General features: G+C 62.6%; 19 protein-coding genes and 1 pseudogene. 12 read left to right on the forward strand and 8 right to left on the reverse strand.

Annotated features, from left to right (window positions below):
• Positions 1–83 precede the first annotated feature (83 nt).
• The 6 genes from H7995_RS21120 to H7995_RS21145 form a co-directional block, all read right to left on the reverse strand.
• Positions 84–872 carry an amino acid ABC transporter ATP-binding protein gene (locus H7995_RS21120; RefSeq protein ID WP_244647775.1) on the reverse strand — a complete coding sequence of 263 codons (789 nt, stop codon included), beginning with the start codon at positions 870–872 and terminating at the stop codon, positions 84–86.
• Between the two features lie 17 nt (positions 873–889).
• On the reverse strand, positions 890–2,131 hold the full coding sequence (locus tag H7995_RS21125; protein ID WP_166591993.1) for an NAD(P)/FAD-dependent oxidoreductase: 1,242 nt from the start codon (positions 2,129–2,131) through the stop codon (positions 890–892).
• 51 nt (positions 2,132–2,182) lie between these two features.
• Positions 2,183–2,893, reverse strand: a complete 711-nt coding sequence (locus H7995_RS21130; RefSeq protein WP_166591992.1) for an ABC transporter permease — start codon at positions 2,891–2,893, stop codon at positions 2,183–2,185.
• The gene (locus H7995_RS21135) at positions 2,890–3,609 is read right to left on the reverse strand and encodes an ABC transporter permease (RefSeq protein WP_166591991.1); all 720 of its coding nucleotides are present in this window, start codon (positions 3,607–3,609) and stop codon (positions 2,890–2,892) included. Before H7995_RS21135 ends, H7995_RS21130 begins: the two co-directional genes overlap by 4 nt.
• A gap of 111 nt (positions 3,610–3,720) precedes the next feature.
• Complete coding sequence (locus H7995_RS21140) at positions 3,721–4,476, reverse strand: transporter substrate-binding domain-containing protein (protein WP_166591990.1); 756 nt, start codon at positions 4,474–4,476, stop codon at positions 3,721–3,723.
• 13 nt (positions 4,477–4,489) lie between these two features.
• Entirely contained in the window at positions 4,490–5,365 is an 876-nt protein-coding gene (locus H7995_RS21145) for a MurR/RpiR family transcriptional regulator (protein ID WP_166591989.1), read from the reverse strand.
• A gap of 131 nt (positions 5,366–5,496) precedes the next feature.
• Between H7995_RS21145 and H7995_RS21150 the strand changes: the two genes are divergently transcribed.
• From H7995_RS21150 to H7995_RS21200, 12 genes and pseudogenes are all read left to right on the forward strand, one after another.
• On the forward strand, positions 5,497–6,534 hold the full coding sequence (locus tag H7995_RS21150) for an Ldh family oxidoreductase (protein WP_182340898.1): 1,038 nt from the start codon (positions 5,497–5,499) through the stop codon (positions 6,532–6,534).
• Between the two features lie 248 nt (positions 6,535–6,782).
• Positions 6,783–7,880, forward strand: coding sequence for a carboxynorspermidine decarboxylase (locus H7995_RS21155; RefSeq protein WP_166591987.1), 1,098 nt, complete (start codon positions 6,783–6,785; stop codon positions 7,878–7,880).
• 27 nt (positions 7,881–7,907) lie between these two features.
• Complete coding sequence (locus tag H7995_RS21160) at positions 7,908–9,152, forward strand: saccharopine dehydrogenase family protein (RefSeq protein WP_166591986.1); 1,245 nt, start codon at positions 7,908–7,910, stop codon at positions 9,150–9,152.
• A 163-nt stretch (positions 9,153–9,315) separates the two neighbouring features.
• Complete coding sequence (locus H7995_RS21165) at positions 9,316–10,233, forward strand: LysR substrate-binding domain-containing protein (RefSeq protein WP_166591985.1); 918 nt, start codon at positions 9,316–9,318, stop codon at positions 10,231–10,233.
• A 238-nt stretch (positions 10,234–10,471) separates the two neighbouring features.
• Positions 10,472–11,659: an aromatic ring-hydroxylating oxygenase subunit alpha gene (locus H7995_RS21170; protein ID WP_178117416.1), complete on the forward strand. Its 1,188-nt coding sequence runs from the start codon at positions 10,472–10,474 to the stop codon at positions 11,657–11,659.
• A gap of 12 nt (positions 11,660–11,671) precedes the next feature.
• Complete coding sequence (locus H7995_RS21175; protein ID WP_166591984.1) at positions 11,672–13,117, forward strand: aldehyde dehydrogenase family protein; 1,446 nt, start codon at positions 11,672–11,674, stop codon at positions 13,115–13,117.
• A 5-nt stretch (positions 13,118–13,122) separates the two neighbouring features.
• Positions 13,123–13,287, forward strand: a pseudogene (locus H7995_RS28515) (rubredoxin); the annotation flags it as partial.
• Positions 13,288–13,341: 54 nt separating this feature from the next.
• Positions 13,342–14,520 carry an FAD-dependent oxidoreductase gene (locus H7995_RS21180; protein ID WP_244647777.1) on the forward strand — a complete coding sequence of 393 codons (1,179 nt, stop codon included), beginning with the start codon at positions 13,342–13,344 and terminating at the stop codon, positions 14,518–14,520.
• A 10-nt stretch (positions 14,521–14,530) separates the two neighbouring features.
• Positions 14,531–15,859 carry an NAD(P)/FAD-dependent oxidoreductase gene (locus tag H7995_RS21185; protein WP_185818806.1) on the forward strand — a complete coding sequence of 443 codons (1,329 nt, stop codon included), beginning with the start codon at positions 14,531–14,533 and terminating at the stop codon, positions 15,857–15,859.
• Positions 15,856–16,227 (forward strand): ethanolamine utilization protein EutQ, encoded by a 372-nt coding sequence (locus H7995_RS21190; RefSeq protein ID WP_166591981.1) that lies wholly within the window; start codon positions 15,856–15,858, stop codon positions 16,225–16,227. Before H7995_RS21185 ends, H7995_RS21190 begins: the two co-directional genes overlap by 4 nt.
• 39 nt (positions 16,228–16,266) lie before the next feature.
• A complete protein-coding gene (locus H7995_RS21195) occupies positions 16,267–17,511 on the forward strand; it encodes an MFS transporter (RefSeq protein WP_185818807.1) in 1,245 nt (414 codons plus the stop codon).
• Between the two features lie 239 nt (positions 17,512–17,750).
• Entirely contained in the window at positions 17,751–19,445 is a 1,695-nt protein-coding gene (locus tag H7995_RS21200; RefSeq protein WP_166591980.1) for a BCCT family transporter, read from the forward strand.
• A 19-nt stretch (positions 19,446–19,464) separates the two neighbouring features.
• Here H7995_RS21200 and H7995_RS21205 read toward each other — a convergent pair whose 3' ends face one another.
• On the reverse strand, positions 19,465–19,719 hold the full coding sequence (locus tag H7995_RS21205) for an Ada metal-binding domain-containing protein (RefSeq protein WP_166591979.1): 255 nt from the start codon (positions 19,717–19,719) through the stop codon (positions 19,465–19,467).
• Positions 19,716–20,327, reverse strand: a complete 612-nt coding sequence (locus H7995_RS21210) for a DNA-3-methyladenine glycosylase family protein (protein ID WP_182340880.1) — start codon at positions 20,325–20,327, stop codon at positions 19,716–19,718. Before H7995_RS21210 ends, H7995_RS21205 begins: the two co-directional genes overlap by 4 nt.
• Positions 20,328–20,393: the final 66 nt, after the last annotated feature.

Raw genomic sequence — 20,393 nt, forward strand, 5'->3', positions numbered from 1 at the left:
TATGGGAGATTAGCGGGTATGGCCCAATAGTCGCCTGACGTTCGTCAGACGGGGCCCGCAGCACGCTGCGGGCCCCGTTTGTGTCAATGGACGATCTGCGCCAGGAAGGCTTTGGCCCGTGGGCTTTTCGGCGCGTTGAAGAAGTCCTCGGGTGGCGCGTCCTCGATGATCTGGCCGCCGTCGAGAAACAGCACGCGCTCGGCCACTTGCCGGGCAAAGCCCATCTCGTGGGTCACGCAGAGCATGGTCATGCCGCTGCCAGCCAGTTTCACCATCACATCCAGCACTTCGCTGACCATCTCCGGGTCGAGCGCCGAGGTGGGCTCGTCGAACAGCATGATTTTCGGTTCCATGCACAACGCCCGGGCGATGGCCACGCGCTGTTGCTGGCCGCCGGAGAGCTGGCTGGGGTACTTGCTGGCCTGGCTGGCGATACCCACTTTCTGCAGGAAATGCTCGGCCAGTTCCTCGGCCTTTTTGCGGCTCAGGCCGCGCACCGAGATCGGCGCCAGGGTGCAGTTGTCGAGCACGCTCATGTGCGGGAACAGATTGAAATGCTGGAACACCATGCCCACTTCGCTGCGCACCTTGGCCGCCTCGCGGGTGTTCTGGGACAGGTCGGTGTTGTTGACCAGGATGCGGCCTTTCTCGGCGATTTCCAGGCGGTTGATGCAGCGGATCAGGGTCGACTTGCCGGAGCCGGAGGGCCCGCACAAGACGATGCGTTCGCCTTCGCGTACCTGCAGGTTGATGTCGTGCAAGACATGGAAGGCGCCATAGAACTTGTTCAGGGCGGCGATATCCACCACCACTTTACGGGTGTCGGGTTGCACGGCGAGCGGCGTATCGATACGGGCAGAGAGGGCAGGCATGGTCGGGTCTCCGGCAATCAATGGAAGCGCTCGGCGCTGTAAGGGGCAGGGTCGGTGAACGGGGTGGCGCCGGTCATCATTTCGGCCAGCAAGCGGCCGCAGACCGGGCCGAGCGTCAGGCCATGGTGGGCGTGGCCAAAGTTGAACCACAGGCCCGGGTGCCGCGCTGCCGGGCCGATCACCGGGCACATGTCCGGCAGGCACGGGCGGCGACCCAGCCAGGGTTCGGCGTCCAGGCGTTCGCCCAGCGGGTAGAACGTGCGCGCCAGCGCTTCGCAGCGGCGCAACTGGATTTCGTTGATCGGGTCGTCGCTGTCGGCGAACTCGATCCCGGTGGTCAGGCGCACCCCGCCCACCATCGGCGCCAGCACGTAACCGCCGATAGGGTCGAGCAAGGGTTGTTGCAGGCAACTGCCCGGCAGGGCGGCATAGTGCATGTGATAGCCGCGCTTGATCGCCAGCGGAATCTTGTAGCCCAGGGGTTCGAAGACGCCCCGTGCTTGCGGGCCGAGTGCGACCACGGCTTCGTCGCCGATCACCAGGCCCTGCTCGGTCTGCACCTGCCATTTACCCTCGCTCTGGCGCAGGGAGAGGGCGTCGCCCAGGGCAAACACGCCACCGCGCTCGACGAACAGCTCGGCATAGCCACGGGTCAGGCCACCGGGATCGCTGACGGTCTTGGGGTCGAGCCAGTGGATGCCACCGATCACACTGCTGTGCAGGCCGGGTTGCCGCGCCCGCAGTTCGTCGCGGTCGAGCACCTGGTAATTGAGGCCGTAGCGCTGCAGTGCTTCGGCGTCCTTCTGTGCCTTGAAGAAAGCCGGGATCGAGCTGTAGGCCTCGACCCAACCGCCGGCCTTGATCAGATGGTCCATGCCGGCTGGCGTCGAGAGCAGGTCATGTTCACTGACGCAACGCTCCACCAGCGGCAGCATGGCCTTGGTCGCGGTGGCCAGGCCCTTGGCCCCGGAATGCCGCCAGTATTGCAGCAACCAGGGACCGGCCTTGGGCAGGTGCTTGAGGCTGTAGCGCACGTCCGACTGCTGGTTGCGGGCGTAGCGCAACAGGCTCGTCAGCTCGCGGGGGAAGGAATAGGGGATCACGCTGGCACGCTCGATCAGCCCGGCGTTGCCGTGGCTGGTGCCTTTGCCCGGCTGCTGGCGGTCGATGAGCACCACCTGGCGGCCACGGGCCTGTAGCTGGAGTGCGGTACTGACGCCGACAATCCCGGCGCCCAGAACAATGGTTTGGCAATGCATGGGTAGATCCTTGATGCTGGGGCGGCCACGGCAGCCCGAGAAAAAACCGGTTTACTGCAAATGGCGGCCGAGGCGGCCTTCCAGGGCTTTGAGGCTGCGTCGCACCACTTCCACAATCAGCAGGTACAGCACCGCGGCCCAGAGGTAGATCTGGAAGTCGAAACTGCGCGAGAAGGCCAGTTTGGTCACCCCCATCAAGTCGTAGATGGTCACCAGCGAAGCGATGGCGCTGGCCTTGATCATCAGGATCAGTTCGTTGCCCAGGGGACCGATCGCCACCAGCAGCGATTGCGGCAGGATGACTTTGCGAAAGGTGGTCCAGCGCGACAGGCTCAGGGCGTTGCAGGCTTCGCGTTGGCCCTGGGCCACGGCCAGGATGCTGCCCCGCAGGATCTCTGCCTGATAGGCCGCGGTGTTCAGGGTGAACGCCAGCAGGGTGCAGAACCAGGCGTCCCGGAAGAACCACCACAGGCCGACGTCCTGCCAGAAACCTTTGAACGAACCCAGGCCGTAATACAGCATGAACAGCTGGGCCAGCAGTGGCGAGCCACGGAAGAAGTACACATAGACGCCGGCAAAACGGCTGAGAAACCGGTTGCCCGACAACCGCGCCAGGGCAATCAGCAGGCCGAGCAGGGCGCCCAGGGTGAAGGAAATGGCCACCAGTTTGGCGGTCACCAACAGCCCGTCGATGAAGCGTGGACCGTAACGTTCCAGCAGATCAGGGCTGAGGAACAGGCTCTGCAATTCAGCCAGGCTCATGGGCGCACGCTCCGTTGATGGCGGCTGAAATGCTGCTCCAGATACTGGAACAGACGGCCGGAAATCGCCGAGAAGAACAGGTAGCCGAAGCAGGCCACGGTGTAGAACAACATCGGTTCCTTGGTCACGCTGACCGCCAGGTTGGTCTGGCGCATCAGGTCGACCAGGGAGATGGTCGACACCAGCGAGGTGTCCTTGAGCAACGACAGCCAGTTGTTCGACAGACCCGGCAGGGCGATGCGCACCAGTTGCGGCAGCACCACCTTGGTAAAGGTGGTACGCCGGGACAGGCCGAGGGCGGCAGCGGCTTCGAACTGGCCCTTGGGCACGGTCTTGAAGGCGCCCAGCCAGATCTGGCTGGAGAACGCGGCAAACACCAGGCTGAAGGCGATCATGGCGGCGACGAAGGGGTTGATCGCCACTTCAGTCTCGTAGCCCATCGCCGACAACAGTTTCTGCGCGCCGATCTGGCAGCCGTAGTAGATGATCAGCAGGGTCAGCAGTTCGGGCAGGCCACGGAACACGGTGGCAAACACCGTGCTCATGGCGCGCGGCCAACGCCGCCGGGAGCGGGCGGCCAAGGCCAGGCCCAGCCCCAGTGGCAAGCCGATCGGCAGGCAGCTCAGGGCCAGGACGATGGTCACCAGGGCGCCGGCCAGCAAGGCTGAGCCCCAGCCGCCGCTGGCGAAGGAAAGCAGTGACAGATGTTCGAACATGCTCGAACCCTCTCGGTAAATTAAGCCCGCACGCGCTCACCACCGCCGGTGGGTGCGCGGTGCAGCAGGTCGGCAAGGAACGCCCCTCAGGCTGGCCTGAGGGGCAGGGGATCAGTAGATGTCGAACGCGAAGTAGCGGCTGGAGATCTTCTTGTAGGTACCGTCGGCGACGATCTCATCCAGCGCTTTGTTGAAACGCTCGCGCAACGCATCGTCACCCTTGCGCACCGCGATGGATGCATCGGCCGTGGTGCCGTTGACATCGCCGATGATCTTGCAGCAGTCCTTGCCGGCGCTGTCGATCCAGGCCAGCAGCGGGAACTTGTCGGCAATCACCCCGTCGACGCGGCCGGCGGCCAGGTCACTGTTGGCTTCATCCAGGGTCGGGTAGAACTTGACGTCGGCGCCGGCCGGGCCGTAGTGGTCTTCGGCGTAGATGGCCTGGGTCGAGGAGGCCTGGGCGCCCACGGTGCGACCTTTGAAATCGGTCTGGGCATCGGTGATGTCCGAGTCCTTGGGCACGGCCACGGACAGCGGTGTGCGGTAGTAGTGGTTAGTGAAATCGATCTTCTGCTTGCGCTCGTCGGTGGCGATCATCGAGGCGACCACGGCGTCGTATTTCTTGGCCATCAGCGCCGGGATAATCCCTTCCCAATCCTGGGCGACGATGCTGCATTGCACTTTCATGCGTTCACACAGCGCGTTGGCGATGTCGACATCGAAACCGTGCAGCTTGTTGTCCGAGTCGACATAGTTGAACGGCGGGTAAGCGCCTTCGGTGGCGATCTTCAGGGTTTCAGCCTGCGCCCCGGAGGCCCCGGCCAGGACCATTGCACATGCACTGGCAAAGCGAATGACGTGTTTCATCTAGCACCTCGATTTATTGTTTTGAGCTTGGTGATGATGTGTATCCAACGAACTCGTTGTGCAGGAGCGCAACGGCGGCAAGACGTTTTTCCACTTCCGGGCCCAACTGTTTGCACACGTCGTTGACCAACAGGTGCACCAGCGACAGCATCGCGGCGGTCGATTCCCAGAAGAGGTTGAACTCGGTGGGCACGCGGAACACTTCGTCGGCGTTCTGCTCGGCCCAGTCGCAAAAGGTGTCGGTGACCAGCGTCACCGGGATGCCGGCCTCGCGGGCCTTGCGGCACAGCGTCAGGGCGTGGCGCGAATAGCGGCGGGCTTCGAACACCACCAGGGCGCTGTCGGCGGGCACGCTGAGCAGCACGTCGGCGTAATGCCCGGCGGCGCCGTCGACCCAGTGCACGTCATCGCGCAGGTACTGCAGTAGATGCACCATGGAGGCGGCGATGCCCCGTTCGGTCTGGAACCCGGCGACGAACACCTTGCGCCGGCTGGCCAGGCGCTGGCTGACGGCGTGCCAGGTGGGGGTCAGGCTGTATTCGTAGACTTTGACCAGGGCCGCCACTTCCAGCTCGAAGCTGCGGGGCAGGCCCTGCGGACCCTGGCTGGCCTGCTGGCGGAATTCCTGCAGACGGTCGCCCACCAGCCACGGGCCATCGCCCAGGTCGGCCTTGAGGTCGTTTTTCAGGTCTTTGAAGTGGCTGTAGCCGATGGAGCGGCAGAAGCGCCCGACACTGGACTCACTGACGTTCAACTTCGCGGCGATGTCCGCTGCGGTCTGGAACGGCAGTTCATAAAGATTGGCCAGCATGTAGTTGGCAATCGCCCGGCCGGAGGCGGCGGCGGTTGACAGACTGCTTTCAAGGCGTTGTTTGATGGGCTGGCTCAAGGCTGCTTCCTGTTGTTATTCAGCGCTTGGCGAGGAAAATGGATGTTTTCTGTCATAAAGTCAATATTTGACAGATAACTGTCACGGCCGGATAGTTCGCCCATAACAACAATTCGCCCGGAGCCTTTCGAATGTCCCACGCCAATGCCGCCTTGCCCGAAGTGGAAACCCTTGCACTCGCCGACCTGACGGAGTTGCTGCAGCGCATCTTTGAACAGCACGGCACCTCGTCCGAGGTTGCCCAGGTGCTGGCGCACAACTGTGCCAGCGCCCAGCGCGACGGCGCCCACAGCCACGGGGTGTTCCGCATTCCCGGTTACCTGTCGTCGCTGGCCAGCGGCTGGGTGGATGGCCGGGCCGTGCCGGTGGTGGAGGATGTGGCCTCGGGGTTTGTCCGGGTCGACGCCGCCAATGGTTTTGCCCAGCCGGCCTTGGCCGCGGCCCGCGGCTTGCTGGTCGAGAAGGCCCGCAGTGCCGGCATCGCGGTGCTGGCGATCCGTAACTCGCACCATTTCGCCGCGCTCTGGCCGGACGTCGAACCCTTCGCCGAAGAGGGGCTGGTGGCCTTGAGCGTGGTCAACAGCATGACCTGCGTGGTGCCCCACGGCGCGCAACGGCCGCTGTTCGGTACCAACCCGATTGCTTTTGCCGCACCCCGTGCCGGTGGTGAGCCGATCGTCTTTGACCTGGCAACCAGCGCCATCGCCCACGGCGATGTGCAGATCGCCGCGCGCCAGGGCCAGATGCTGCCTGAGGGCATGGGCGTCGACAGCCTGGGCCAGCCGACCCGGGACCCCAAGGCGATCCTCAACGGTGGCGCGCTGTTGCCGTTTGGCGGACACAAGGGCTCGGCCCTGTCGATGATGGTGGAACTGTTGTCGGCGGCCCTGACCGGCGGCAACTTCTCGTTCGAGTTCGACTGGTCGAACCACCCCGGGGCACAAACCCCCTGGACCGGTCAGTTGTTGATCGTGATCGACCCGAGCAAAACCGCCGGCAACCACTTCGCCAGCCGCAGCGAAGCACTGGTGCAGCAGATGCGCGGCGTCGGCCTGCAGCGCATGCCAGGCGACCGACGGTATCAGGAGCGGGCCAAATCCCTGGCCGAAGGCATCACCCTGCCTGCAGCCGAGTTGGCACGGTTGCGTGAACTGGCGAGCGCGCGCTAGGCAAAGCGCTCTACGACCTGTAGGCGCGAGCTTGCTCGCGATGGGGCCAGTCCATTCAACACCTATGGCGCCTGGCCCCCCCACCGGTTTGGTGGGTTAAACCCGCCACCCCGCCGACCTGCGCTCCGTTGTAACCGACCCCTCTCCACGCCCCGGCCAGGGTGCAAACGCTTTCTGCTCTTTCGATCTGCAGTCAGTGAAGGCACAATGCGCATCCTTTTTTGGCTAGCCTTGCCGGAGGCCTCGAAATGATTAAGACGCCGTACTACCTGATCGATAAACAAAAGCTGCTGGCGAACATGCAGAAAATCGCCTATGTGCGCGAGCAGTCCGGGGCCAAGGCCCTGTTGGCGCTCAAGTGCTTCGCCACCTGGTCGGTGTTCGACCTGATGGAGCAGTACATGGACGGCACCACCTCGTCCTCGCTCTACGAGCTCAAGCTCGGCCGCCAGAAATTTGCCGGCGAGACCCACGCCTACAGCGTGGCCTGGGCCGACGACGAAATCGAAGAGATGCTCGCCAACTGCGACAAAATCATCTTCAACTCCATCGGCCAGCTGCAGCGCTTTGCCGAGGCGTCCGAAGGCAAGGTTCGCGGTCTGCGGGTCAACCCGCAGGTGAGCAGCTCCGACTACCTGCTGGCTGACCCGGCGCGTCCCTTCAGCCGCCTGGGCGAGTGGGACCCGGTCAAGGTCGAGGCGGTCATCGAGCAGATCTCCGGCTTCATGTTCCACAACAACTGCGAGAACGGCGATTTCGGCCTGTTCGACCAGATGCTGTGCACCATCGAAGAGCGCTTCGGTCACCTGCTGCACAAGGTCGAGTGGGTCAGCCTGGGCGGCGGTATTCACTTCACCGGGGAAGACTATGCCCTCGACCAGTTCTGCGCGCGCCTCAAGGCCTTTTCGCAGAAGTACGGCGTGCAGGTCTACCTGGAGCCGGGCGAAGCCGCCATCACCCAGAGCGCCTCGCTGGAAGTCACCGTGCTCGACACCCTCTACAACGGCAAGCACCTGGCCGTCGTCGACAGCTCCATCGAAGCGCACATGCTCGATCTGCTGATCTACCGCCTGAACGCCAAGCTGGCGCCGAGCGAGGGTGAACACACCTACATGGTGTGCGGCAAATCCTGCCTGGCCGGGGATATCTTTGGTGAGTATCAGTTTCCTGCACCGTTGGCCATTGGCGACCGTCTGTCGTTTGTCGATGCCGCGGGTTACACCATGGTCAAGAAAAACTGGTTCAACGGCCTGAAAATGCCGTCCATCGTAGTGAAACAACTCGATGGTAGTGTCGAGCTGGTTCGTGAGTTTGGTTTCGACGATTACTTGTCCAGCCTTTCGTAAGCTGGCGCAGAAGGAGAGAGAGAAAAATTGAAGAAGAACGTACTTATCATTGGTGCAGGAGGTGTCGCCAAGGTGGTGGCCCACAAGTGCGCGCAGCACAACGATGAACTCGGTCGTATTGCTATCGCGTCGCGCAACATCTCCAAATGCCAGGCCATCATCGACAGCGTCAAGGCCAAGGGCAGCCTCAAAGTGCCCGCCGATATCCAGGCTTTCGCCCTGGACGCCATGGATGTCGAAGCGACCAAGACGCTGATCCGCGAAACCGAATCGCAGATCGTCATCAACGTCGGTTCCGCGTTCCTCAACATGTCGGTGCTGCGTGCCTGCATCGATACCGGTGTCGCCTACCTGGACACCGCCATCCACGAAGAGCCGGGCAAGATCTGTGAAACGCCGCCCTGGTATGGCAACTACGAGTGGAAGCACCTCGAGGAATGCCAGCAGAAGAACGTCACCGCCATTCTCGGCGTGGGCTTCGACCCGGGTGTGGTCAACGCCTATGCAGCCCTGGCGCAACAACAGTATTTCGACCGCATTGATTCGATCGACATTCTCGACGTCAATGCCGGTTCCCACGGCAAATATTTCGCCACCAATTTCGACCCGGAAATCAACTTCCGCGAATTCACCGGACAGGTGTGGAGCTGGCAGGACAGCCAGTGGACCAGCAACACCATGTTCGAAGTCAAACGCACCGACGACCTGCCCGTCGTCGGCGCGCAGAACCTCTACCTCACCGGCCACGATGAAGTGCACTCCCTGTCGAAGAACCTCGGCGTGGCCAACGTGCGTTTCTGGATGAGCTTCGGCGAGCACTACATCAATGTGTTCACCGTGCTCAAGAACCTTGGCCTGCTCTCCGAGCAACCGGTCAAGACCGCCGAAGGCCTGGAAGTGGTGCCGTTGAAGCTGGTCAAGGCCGTGCTGCCGGATCCAAGTTCGCTGGCGCCGGGCTACACCGGCAAGACCTGCATCGGCGACCTGGTCAAGGGCACCAAGGATGGCCAGCCGCGCGAAGTGTTCATCTACAACGTGGCTGATCACGAGGAAGCCTATGCCGAAACCGACAGCCAGGGCATTTCCTACACCGCTGGCGTGCCACCGGTAGCCGCGGCCTTGCTGGTCGCCCGTGGCGAGTGGGACGTGCAACGCATGGTCAACGTCGAGGAGCTGCCAGCCGAGCCGTTCCTCAAGGCGCTGGACGTGATGGGCCTGCCGACCCGCGTCAAGGATGAGCGTGGCGATCGTCCATGGGACAGCGAGGCCTGAGACCTTCCAGGTCCTGGTAATCGCCCCGCGCACAAGAACGCCGCTCATTGAGCGGCGTTTTGTTTTCCAGGACAGGACCGGTGGAAGTCGCCCCTCTGTGCACTGCTTATTACAAGGGCTAGACTAGTGGCATATAACCACAATAACGACGTGACTTGCCTGCATGAGAATCCATCCACTTCCACCCCTTAATAGCTTGATTGCTTTTGAGGCCGCAGCGCGGCACATGAGTTTTACGTTGGCGGCGCAAGAACTAAACGTTACCCAAGGCGCTATCAGTCGCCAGGTACGTTTGCTCGAAGATTATCTGGGTAAAACCCTATTTATCCGCACGACCCGTACGCTGCAACTAAGCCCGGCCGCCAGTCAATATTACGAAGCGGTTCGCAGTTCATTGCTGGGCGTGGCACAAGCCACCGGTGAAATACGCCAATGGCGGGGTGCCGAGCAAGTCACGGTGGCCACCAGCACGGCCATGGCGTCACTCTGGTTGTTGCCCAAGGTCACCCAGTTTCAGCGTGAAAACGAAGAGATCGACCTGCGGATCATCGCCCACGACCAGGTCAAGGATTTCTCCCGGCTCGACTGTGACCTGGCCTTGTATTACTGCCGCACACCGCCGCCGAACATGCAGGTGACCCCCTTGTTCTGCGAGGAGGTGTACCCGGTTTGCAGCCCGGCCTACCTGGCCCAGCACCCGGAGTTGAGCCAGCCTGAAGGCCTGGCCGGCTTGACCTGGCTGTACCTCGATGACCCGCAACGGGACTGGATCGGCTGGTCCGACTGGCTGCTCAGCCAGGGCCTGAACAAGGTCGAGCCAAAGCGCCGGATCAATATCAATAGTTACTCGATGCTGATTCAGTCGGCCATCAACGGCCAGGGCATTGCCCTGGCCTGGTCGAACCTGGTCGATGACCCTTTGCGCACCGGCGCATTGGTACGGCCGCTGGAGGCGGTATTAAAGACCGAGGCGCAGTTCTGTTTGCTGGAACCCTTGTCCCGGGGGGCGATGCGCCAGAGTGTGAAGTGCTTTAGAAGTTGGCTGATGAATCAACTTCCCGCGGCGAAAGATGCCGTCTAAAAACCGGAAAAGTTAAACTTTCCGATAAAGAAAAGTTGCTCATTTATACGCGCGCGCCTGCAATTAACAAGTTTGCCGGCAAAAAACAAGGTGCCGGAATTTATGACTAAAAGTCATGAATCGCGCCGCAAATATCGTTTGTCGAGTCCACTCCTGTTTTCCCAAACTGGCTGCCAACGGACAGTGGCCAGTGTGCCTGCCGATCTTTCCAAACCGTGCCCAGCAGGGGAAAACAATAATGAGCAACAACCGCCAAATTCCTGTGCATCACCTTGAAACCGTCCTGAACCCGATCCATGAGGCAACCGGGCTGAGCAACGAGTTCTACACCGATCAACACTACTTCGAATTGGAACGTGATCAGGTCATGGGCAAGACCTGGGCCTGTGTCGGGTTTGCCAGCGACCTGGTCAAGGCCGGTTCGGTCAAGCCGATCGATTTCATGGGCCTGCCCCTGCTGCTGATGCGCAACCGCGAAGGCCTGGTGCAGGTATTCCACAACGTTTGCAGTCACCGCGGCATGAAGCTGGTGGAGGAGGCCGGTGAGGTGCAAGGGGTGATTCGCTGCCCTTACCACTCCTGGACCTATGACCTCAACGGCGGCCTGCGGGGCACGCCGCACGTCGGCGGGATCGACCAGCACAAGGACGAGCGCTTCGCCTGTGAAAAGCACGGCCTGAAAGCGATCCGCAGCGCCATCTGGATGGACATGGTGTTCATCAACCTGTCGGGCGACGCCCAGCCGCTCGAGGACATGCTCGCCCCGCTGACCACGCGCTGGACCCAGTTCCTTGGCGAAGACGGCATGAGCCTGCTGCGCCGCCGTCCGGGTCAGGATCAAACCACCCTGGACATCAACTGCAACTGGAAGCTGGCGGTGGAGAACTACTGCGAGGCCTATCACCTGCCGTGGGTACACCCGAGCCTGAACTCCTACTCGCGCCTGGAAGACCACTACAACATTCTGTTCGACGAGCATTTCGCCGGCCAGGGCAGCTACGCCTACAACCTCTCGGACGTCGCCGGGACCCACCTGCCGAAGTTCCCGGCCTGGCCCCAGGACCGTCTGCGCAACGCCGAGTACGTGGCGTTCTTCCCCAACGTGCTGTTGGGCATCCAGGCCGATCACGCCTTCGCCATGCAGCTTGAACCCGTTGCCCCGGGCCGCACCATCGAGCACCTGCGCCTGTTCTATGTCGGTGACGATGCGGCCACCAGCGATGAATTCGCCGCCTGCCGCGCCGCGATTCTCGAGTCCTGGAAAGTGGTGTTCCAGGAAGACATCAGCTCGGTGGAAGGCATGCAGAAAGGCCGTTTCTCCCCCGGCTACAAAGGGGGCGCGTTCTCCCCGGAAATGGACATCCCGACGCATTTCTTCCACCAGTGGGCTGCACGTCAGTTGCTCGCCACCACGCCGTCTGCCTGAGGAGGAGCGCCCATGTATCCGATAGCCTCGCACTGGCTCAACTACATCGACGGTGAATGGAGCGACAGTGCCCAGCACTTGAAGGTCCACAACCCGGGCAATGGCGAGTTGCTCGCGACCATTGCCCAGGCGGGCGTCGCCGATGCCGAGCGCGCCTTGTCGGCGGCACGGCGCTGTGCCGACAGCGGTGAAATGACCCGAGTGCGCCCGGCGCAACGCGTCACTTGGCTGCTGCGCATCGCCGAGGAAATTCGCGCCGTGGCCGACGAGGGCGCCTGGGTGCTGTGCCAGGAGAACGGCAAGCGCCTGTGCGACGCCAAGGACGAGTTCGTCGAGGCGGCGCGCTACTTCGAGTATTACGCCGGGATGGCGGACAAGATCGAGGGCACCTCGATCCCCCTGGGCAATGGCTACATGGACTTCACCCTGTACGACCCGATGGGCGTCTCGGCGCAGATCGTGCCCTGGAATTTCCCGGTTTCGATCTGTGCCCGTTCCCTGGCCCCGGCATTGGCGGCGGGTAACGCGGTGGTCATCAAGTCGCCTGAGCTTTCACCGTTGGGCCTGTGTGTGCTGATCGGCGCCATCAGCAAAGCGGGCTTGCCGCGAGGCGCGGTCAACCTGATCTGCGGCCGGGGTCGCGAGGTCGGGGCGCACCTGGTCAGCCACCGCGCGGTGGATCAGATTGTATTCACCGGCTCGGTGCCGACCGGGCAGACGATCTTGCGTGATGCCGCCCAGCACGCGATTCCCAGTGTGATGGAGTTGGGGGGCAAGTCGGCGGCGATCGCTTTCGCCGATGCCGATCCTGTTCAACTGCTGGCCAGTGTCCAGTCCGGGATTTTCTTCAATGCCGGCCAGGTCTGTTCGGCGATGTCCCGGCTGCTGGTGCAGCGTGAGATCTATGAGCAAGTGGTCGAGTCCGTGGTCGCCATGGCCGAAGGGCTGAGTGTCGGGATCGGCCAGGACGACGCGGACCTCACGCCAGTGGTCAGTGCCGGACAGTTGGCGGGTATCGAAGACTTGTGTCGCCGTGCGGTGGCGCAAGGCGCGGTAGCGGCCACCGGTGGCCAGGCATTGCCTGACCGGGCCGGTCACTTCATGGCGCCTACGGTGTTCCGCGATGTGCGCCCGGACATGTGCATTGCCCAGGAAGAGGTGTTTGGCCCGGTGCTGGCGGTGATCCCGTTCGACACGGAAGAGGAGGCGATCGCCATCGCCAACGGTACCGAGTTCGGTCTCGTGGCCGGGGTGTTCACCCAGGACATCAGCCGGGCGATGCGCTGCACCCGACGCTTGAAGGCCGGCCAGGTGTTCGTCAACGAATGGTACGCCGGTGGGATCGAAACCCCGTTTGGTGGCGTCGGGTTGTCGGGTTTTGGTCGGGAAAAGGGCCAGGAAGCCCTGTACAGCTATGTGCGCACCAAAAACGTAGCCATCCGGGTTGCGGGGGAGTGAGCGCCATGTACAAGACTTGGCTGTGTATCGTCTGTGGCCTGATCTATGACGAGGCGCTGGGATGGCCTGAGGATGGCATCGTCGCCGGCACGCGCTGGGAAGATGTGCCCGAGGACTGGCTGTGCCCCGAATGCCACGTCGGCAAGGCGGATTTCGAGATGCTCGATATCAGCGAGCATGTTGCGCCGACCGCTATCGCCCGTGTGCCGTCGCCTACCCCGGTAATGGCGCCAGCGGCGCTGTTGCCGACCCAGCCGATCGTCATCATCGGCAGCGGTTACGCCGGTTACGGTCTGGCCCAGGCATTGCGCAAAGCCGACCCGCAGGTGGAAATCCGCGTGCTGACCCAGGATTGTGGGCACCTGTATTCCAAGCCGGCACTGTCCATCGGGCTGTCCCAGGGCAAAAACGCCGAGGCATTGGCCAGCGAGTCGCCGATGGCGATCGAACGGCGCCTGAACATCCGCGTTTATCCCCATTGCCAGGTGCAGCGCATCGACAGTGCGGCGCGGCGCTTGAGCACCAGCCTGGGTGAGATGGACTACGGCCAGTTGGTCCTCGCCAGTGGCGCGATGCCGCTGCGCTTGCCAATCGAGGGCGACACCAGTGCCGTGCTCAGCGTCAACAATTTGCAGGACTACCGACAGTTCCGTCAGCGCCTTAGCAGCGTGCAGCGTGTCGCCATCCTGGGGGACGGCCTGATCGGCTGCGAGTTTGCCAACGACCTGGCCAGCAACGGCGTGCATGTCGATGTCATCGGCCTCGGCCGCTGGCCCATGGAGCGTCTGCTGCCGGTCGAGGCCGGCCAGAAGTTGCAGGAGGCCCTGAGCGAACTGGGGGTGAATTGGTACCTGCAGAACACCGTGCAGGCCATCGAGCCGACTGCCCAGGGTTATTGCCTGCAACTGGCCGACGGGCAACGCATCGAGGCCGACCTGGTGTTGTCTGCCGTCGGGCTGCGGCCGGACCTCAGCCTGGCAGAGAGTGCCGGGGTGACCGTCGGCAGGGGCATTCAAGTGGACGCGCGGTTGCAGACGTCCCAGCCGGGGATCTTCGCCCTGGGCGACTGCATCGAAATCGCCGGGCAACTGTTGCCGTATCTGGCGCCGATCAATCAGGGCATCCAGGCACTCAGCCAGACCCTGCTCGGTCGGCCGACGGCCGTCGATTACCCCTTGATGCCCGTGACGGTCAAGACCCCGGTCGCGCCGCTGTGCCTGCTGCCGCCCGCGGCCGGTTGCGTGGGGGAATGGCGCTGCACCCTGACCGAGGATGGGGTCAGTGCCGGTTTCCATGACGTCGACGGGGCGCTGCACGGTTTTGTCCTGCTCGGACGCCAGGCGCAAACCCAACGCAGCCGTTTGCTGCAGTCCTGCCAGAACTCCCAACAGGCTGTCGCCTGAGGCCAGAATCATGAAGAACACGATCAATCTGCCGCATGACGATGCCAGCTGCGGCTGGTACGCGGCCTTGCCGCCACAACCCGCCTGCACCCGCCTGTCGGGTGAGCAGCGGGCCGACTTCGCCATCGTCGGCGCAGGGTTTGCCGGCCTGGCGGCTGCACGCCGACTGGCGGCGCATCACCCGCAAGCACGGATTCTGTTGGTGGATGCACAGCGGGTGGCCCACGGGGCTTCGGGGCGCAACTCCGGGTTTGTCATTGACCTGCCCCACAAGTTTGCCCTGGAGCATCCGGACCCGGCACACAAGCAGCGCTTGCTGGCGCTCAACCGCGCCGCCATCGCTCAGTTGCAAGGCCTGGTGCAGAGCCGTGGAATCGACTGCCAATGGTCCCATGCCGGCAAGTACCAAGGTGCTGTCGGTGCCCGTGGCCTGGCCTACCTGGATCACTTCGAACGATTGATGAGCGACCTGGGCGAGCCGTTTCGCCGGGTGGGGCCGGCAGAGTTGTCCAGCGTCCTGGGCACCCAGCATTACAGTGGCGCCATCTACACCCCCGGCTGCTACCTGATGCAACCGGCCGCGCTGGTCACCGGGCTGGCGAATTCGTTGCCGGAGAACGTCGAGCTGCTGGAAGAGTCACCGATCCAGCGCCTGGAGCGTGATGGGCGAGGCGGCTGGCTGTTGCATGGCAGTCAGGGGCTGATCCGCACCCCGCAGGTGTTGCTCGGCACCAGCATCTTCACCCAGGAGTTTGGTTATCTGCGTAACCGCCTGTTGCCGGTGATGACCTTCGCCAGTTGGACCCGTCCCTTGACCGACAGCGAACTGGCGACCTACGGCGGCCAGGTGGACTGGGGGCTGACCCCGGCAGACCACGCCGGTACCACGGTGCGCATGACCCAGGATCGTCGCTTGATCATCCGCAATACCTATAAACATGTGCCCAAGTATGGGCGCAGCACCAGCGATGCCATGCGCCTGGACGTGCGCGCGGCACATCGCAAGGCGTTCCTGGCGCGCTTCCCGCAACTGGCCGAGGTGCCTTTCAGCCATACCTGGGGCGGGGTCTATGCGATCTCGCGCAACTTCACCAACTTCTTTGGCGAGCTGGAACCGGGGCTGCATGCGTCGGCGTGCGACAACGGTGTGGGTGCGGCCTGGGGCACGATTTCCGGGACCTTGCTCGCCGACCTCGCCGTGGGCGCCGATTCGGCTCAGTTGAACGATATCCATGCGGTGACCGGCATGCCGTCGCTCAACCCGCCGGAACCGTTTCTCGGCCTGGGTGTGCGCTCGCGCATTCGCCTGGCCGCCTGGAACAGCCGGAGTGAGTTATGAGCCCGCGCGCCCCAGGCAAGGCACGGGTGCTGTGCATCGACCAGCAGGACCTGACATTCAGCGTGCGTGGTGGGCCGCCCGGTGCGGCCTATGTTGCCCGCGCCCTGAGCAATGAGGTGTCGCCGAACATCGGGGTCGGATTTGCCCGCTGGGAAGGGGCCCAGGTGCAGTGGACGGTGCTGTATGACGAGGTGATCTTCGTGATCGAGGGCTGCCTGCAACTACAGGCCGACGGTGAAGTGTTCGAGGTCAGGCCGGGCCAGGTGTTGTGGATTCCTGAAGGAAGCGAGCTGGTGTATGGCGGTCATGCCTTGTTCGGCTACGTGGTGCACCCGGGCAACTGGAAAGAGCTGCACGGATTGGCCTGACGCCAACTTCCTTCCCTTGGACTTCTTGGAATCCGCACCGTGCTTGGACTGACGCGAACTTTCGGGGCCCTTTACCTGGCCAGCTTGTTGATGCAATTGGGCTCGACCCTGCTGATGACGTACCTGGCGCTGCGCTTGAGCGGCATGGGCGGGAGCGAGGCGGCCGGCGGTGCCCTGATGGCCGCCAATGCCCTGGGCATGGTGCTGGGCGGCTGGGTCGGGCGCTGGCTGATCGGTGCGGTGGGCCACATCCGTACCTACGCGGCGTGCGCCGGGATCATTGCCGCGGCGGTGCTGGCCCATGAGTTCAGCCATTCATTGCCGTTCTGGCTGGTGCTCCGGGCGCTGGTGGGGCTGGCGATGATGTGTCAGCTGATGGTGATTGAAAGCTGGCTCAACGATCAGGCCCGCACCGAGCAACGGGGTGCGGTGCTGGCGTTGTACATGGTTGCCAGCTACGTCGGCATGATGCTTGGCCAGTTGGCCCTGACCCTCGATACCGGGTTGGGTATTCGGGCTTTGCTGGGCGTGGCCATGGTGTTTGCCTTGTGCTCGGTGCCGGTGGCGCTGACCCGCAGCGCTCACCCCAGCGTGGTGCCCAGTGCGGCGATTGATGTGCGGCTGTTCCTGCGGCGCATTCCCCAGTCGTTGGTGACCGTCCTGGTGTCCGGGATGATCAATGGCAGTTTCTACGGCCTGGCGGCGATCTATGCGAGCAAGCAGGGGCTCGACACGGCGCAGGTCGGGCAGTTCATGGCCTTGACGATCGGCGCCGGGCTGCTGGCGCAGTTGCCGCTGGGCTGGCTCTCGGATCGGCTGCCCCGGGCGAGCCTGATCCGTGGGGTGGCGGTGGTGCTGCTAGTGGTCAGTCTTCCGCTGGGGTTTAATCCGTCACCCTCGTTCAGCACGGTGTTGCTGTTTGGCGCGGCGATCGGCTTCCTGCAGTTTTGCCTGTACCCGCTGGGAGTGGCCTTGGCCAACGACAATATGGAGGCAGGTTTGCGGGTGTCCCTCTCGGGCATGCTGTTGATCACCTTCGGCGTCGGAGCCTGTATCGGGCCGCTGGTGGCAGGTTTATTGATGGAGTATGCGGGCGCCTCCAGCCTGTATTTTTTCCACGGTGGATGTGCGCTGCTGCTGGCCTTGTGCGTGACCCAGAGGCGAGTCAGCGGGCAACACCTGAACCCGGATGCGCCTTTGCATCAGCCGTTGACACCGGATGGTCTGGCGAGCTCGAACTGGGTTGCGGTGGCGGAGCCGGTAGAGCCATTGGCAAGGGACTGAGGGCCGTCGCCAGGGAAGGCAGCAGTGATTTTGATCGATGCGTTTTTCTCATGAATCGGTGACGAAAAATGGTTTGAAGGCGGGTGGGGTTTCCACCATCTTGCCAGTGGTCATTAGGATAAACACGCCTGGAATATTCATCGGACGAACAGCGTTGTTTTTCGGGTTTAAATAACCCGTCAATCGGCTGACTCCAGAACACTCTCTACACCCTTATACAAAAACAAAAGGGGAATAAAATGCGTGCGCAATCTGGCATGTTGAAAGGTTTGAATCCGAAAGTGACGGTGGCTTCATTAGTTGCCGTGATCCTGTTTGTACTGTTTTGTGCCGTTCAAGATGAACAAGCCGCCAAGGCGTTTGAAACGGCTTCCGGGTTTATCCTGTACAACTTCAAGTGGTACTACATTACGCTGATCAGCGCTGTACTCGGGGTGCTGGCGTACATTGCCGTCAGCCGCTTTGGCAACCTGAAGCTGGGCGCCGACGATGACGTGCCAGAGTTCAGCTTCGCCTCCTGGATCGCCATGCTGTTCAGCGCCGGCATGGGCATCGGCCTGATTTTCTGGTCGGTTGCCGAGCCCATGCTGCACTACGCCGACAACCCGTTTTCCAAAGGCTTGACCGATGAATCGGCGAGCATTGCCATGCGCATCACCCTGTTTCACTGGGGTCTGCATCCGTGGGCGATCTTTTCCATGATTGGCCTGGGCCTGGCGTATTTTGCCTATCGCCGGGGCTTGCCGCTGGCGCTGCGCTCGTTGCTCTATCCGTTGATCGGTAACCGCATCTACGGCTGGATCGGCCATGTGGTCGATATTATGGGGGTGGTGATCACCGCCTTTGGTGTTTCCCAGTCGCTGGGCTTGGGTGTGGCGCAGATCAATACCGGCTTACATCAAGTGTTTGATGTGCCGGTGAGTATCGGGTTGCAGTTATCCATTATCCTGGTGGTCAGTATTATCGCCTGTGTTTCTTTGCTGGTGGGTCTGTCCAAGGGGATGAAGCGCATCTCCACGCTTAATATGTATTTGTCCTTCCTGTTAATGCTGGCAGTGCTGCTGTTAGGGCCAACCCGTTATATTCTGAACTTGATGTTTGAATCCACCGGCGACTATGTGCAAAACATCGTCGGCCTGAGTTTCTGGATGGATACCCAGAAAGACAGCGAATGGCAAAACTGGTGGACCGCGTTCTACTGGCCTTGGTGGATGACCTGGGGGCCGTTTGTCGGCTTGTTCATTGCGCGTATTTCCAAAGGCCGGACCATCCGGGAACTGGTAGTGGGTGCGTTGATTGTGCCGACGATGGTCACCATCCTCTGGATGTCGGTCTTTGGCGGTGCCTCCCTGAAGCAGGAGCAACTTGATCGGCAAGCCTACCAACAGTCAGTAGCGGCGCAGGAAGTGGTTCAGGAACCAGCGCCGTTCAGCGGTGGCACGGTGTTGCTGGCGACCAAAAAAGAAACCACGGCGGCCATGTTCACCTTGCTGCAAGTGCTCGATGGCCCAGCCGTCGGCGCGGCGCTGTCGATCCTGGTCTGCGTGTTGCTCGGCGTGCACTTTGTCACCACCGCCGATGCCGGGACCCAGGTGTTGTGTACCTTGTGCGCCTTGGGCAGCACCAATCCACCGAAGTGGATCAGGGTGCTCTGGTGCCTGCTGGAAGGCGCCATTGCGGCGGGGTTGTTGTTGGCCGGCGGACTCAAAGCCATTCAAATGGCGAGTATTGCCGCCGGGTTGCCCATCGCCATGCTGCTGTTGGTCATTTGCTACAGCCTGATCCACAGCTTGCGCCAGGAGATGCCCGCCGTGGCCTACCGAACCCCGGCACCTCAGCCGAAATCGGAGCAGGACGCGGCGCTGGCAGAGCGGTGTGAACCGGAAGTGGCAGCGGGTAAACGTGTGCCCTTCCCGGTAGCTGAAGCCTACTGATCGGGCCGCGCCGGGGTGGTCATCGGGCGTATTTCCACGCCCGATAAGCCTCGGGCAAACACACCGCACATGGCCTGAAACCGGCCGCCAGGGCGGCGGCCTCATCGGCAAAAAACACCCGATGAGTGACGTAGCCGCCCCGGGCGATGGCACGCAAGGCGCCTGGGCAATCCAGGCGACCGTAGATCTTCGAGCGCCGGTGGCCGCCCAACAGGCCGGGCACCGGGCTGGCGATCTTTTGCCGTTTCTCGTTGAGCAGCCAGTAGGTTTTCATCCTCTGGGCACTCGCCACAAATACCACGCGGCAACCGTCCGATACGGGCTCCAGGCTTGGCCGAGCTCGAGCATCTGTCTACGGGTGGGCGTCTGTTCCAGGCCCTTGAGGCGGCGGTATCCGTCACGCACGCCAAAGTCGTCGGCGGGCAGGATGTCCGGGCGTTCGAGGGTATAGATCAGCAGCATCTCCACGGTCCAGCGACCGACCCCGCGCAACGGCGTCAGGCGCGCAATCAGCGTCTCGTCGTCCATGGCTTGCGCTGTGGGGTAATCCGGGACTATGCCGCTCAAGGTGGCGTCGGCGATGCCCTGGATAGTCGCGACCTTGCTCGCGGAGAACCCGCAGCGGCGCAGCGCGTCACCGTCACTGGCCAGCAACTGCGCGGCACTGGGGAAGGGCTGCCCCGGGAACAGCGCGAGCAAACGCCCGACAATCGCATCGCCGGCCCGCACGTGCAGTTGCTGATAGGCGATGGCCCGCACCAGGGCTTCGTAGGGATCGCGGGTTGGCTTGGGTTCATGCAGGCATGGGCCGATGGCCGCGACATGCCGCGCCCAGTCGTCGTCAAGAGCGGCGAGGAACTGGCGGGCGCGGTCATAAGGCATGGGTCATCCGGGGCAGCAGTGAAGGTATGGCGGACAGACTAGTCGTCCGTGCGCCACCTCGCACCC

The sequence above is a fragment of the Pseudomonas kielensis genome, assembly GCF_014236655.1.
GTDB lineage: Bacteria > Pseudomonadota > Gammaproteobacteria > Pseudomonadales > Pseudomonadaceae > Aquipseudomonas > Aquipseudomonas kielensis.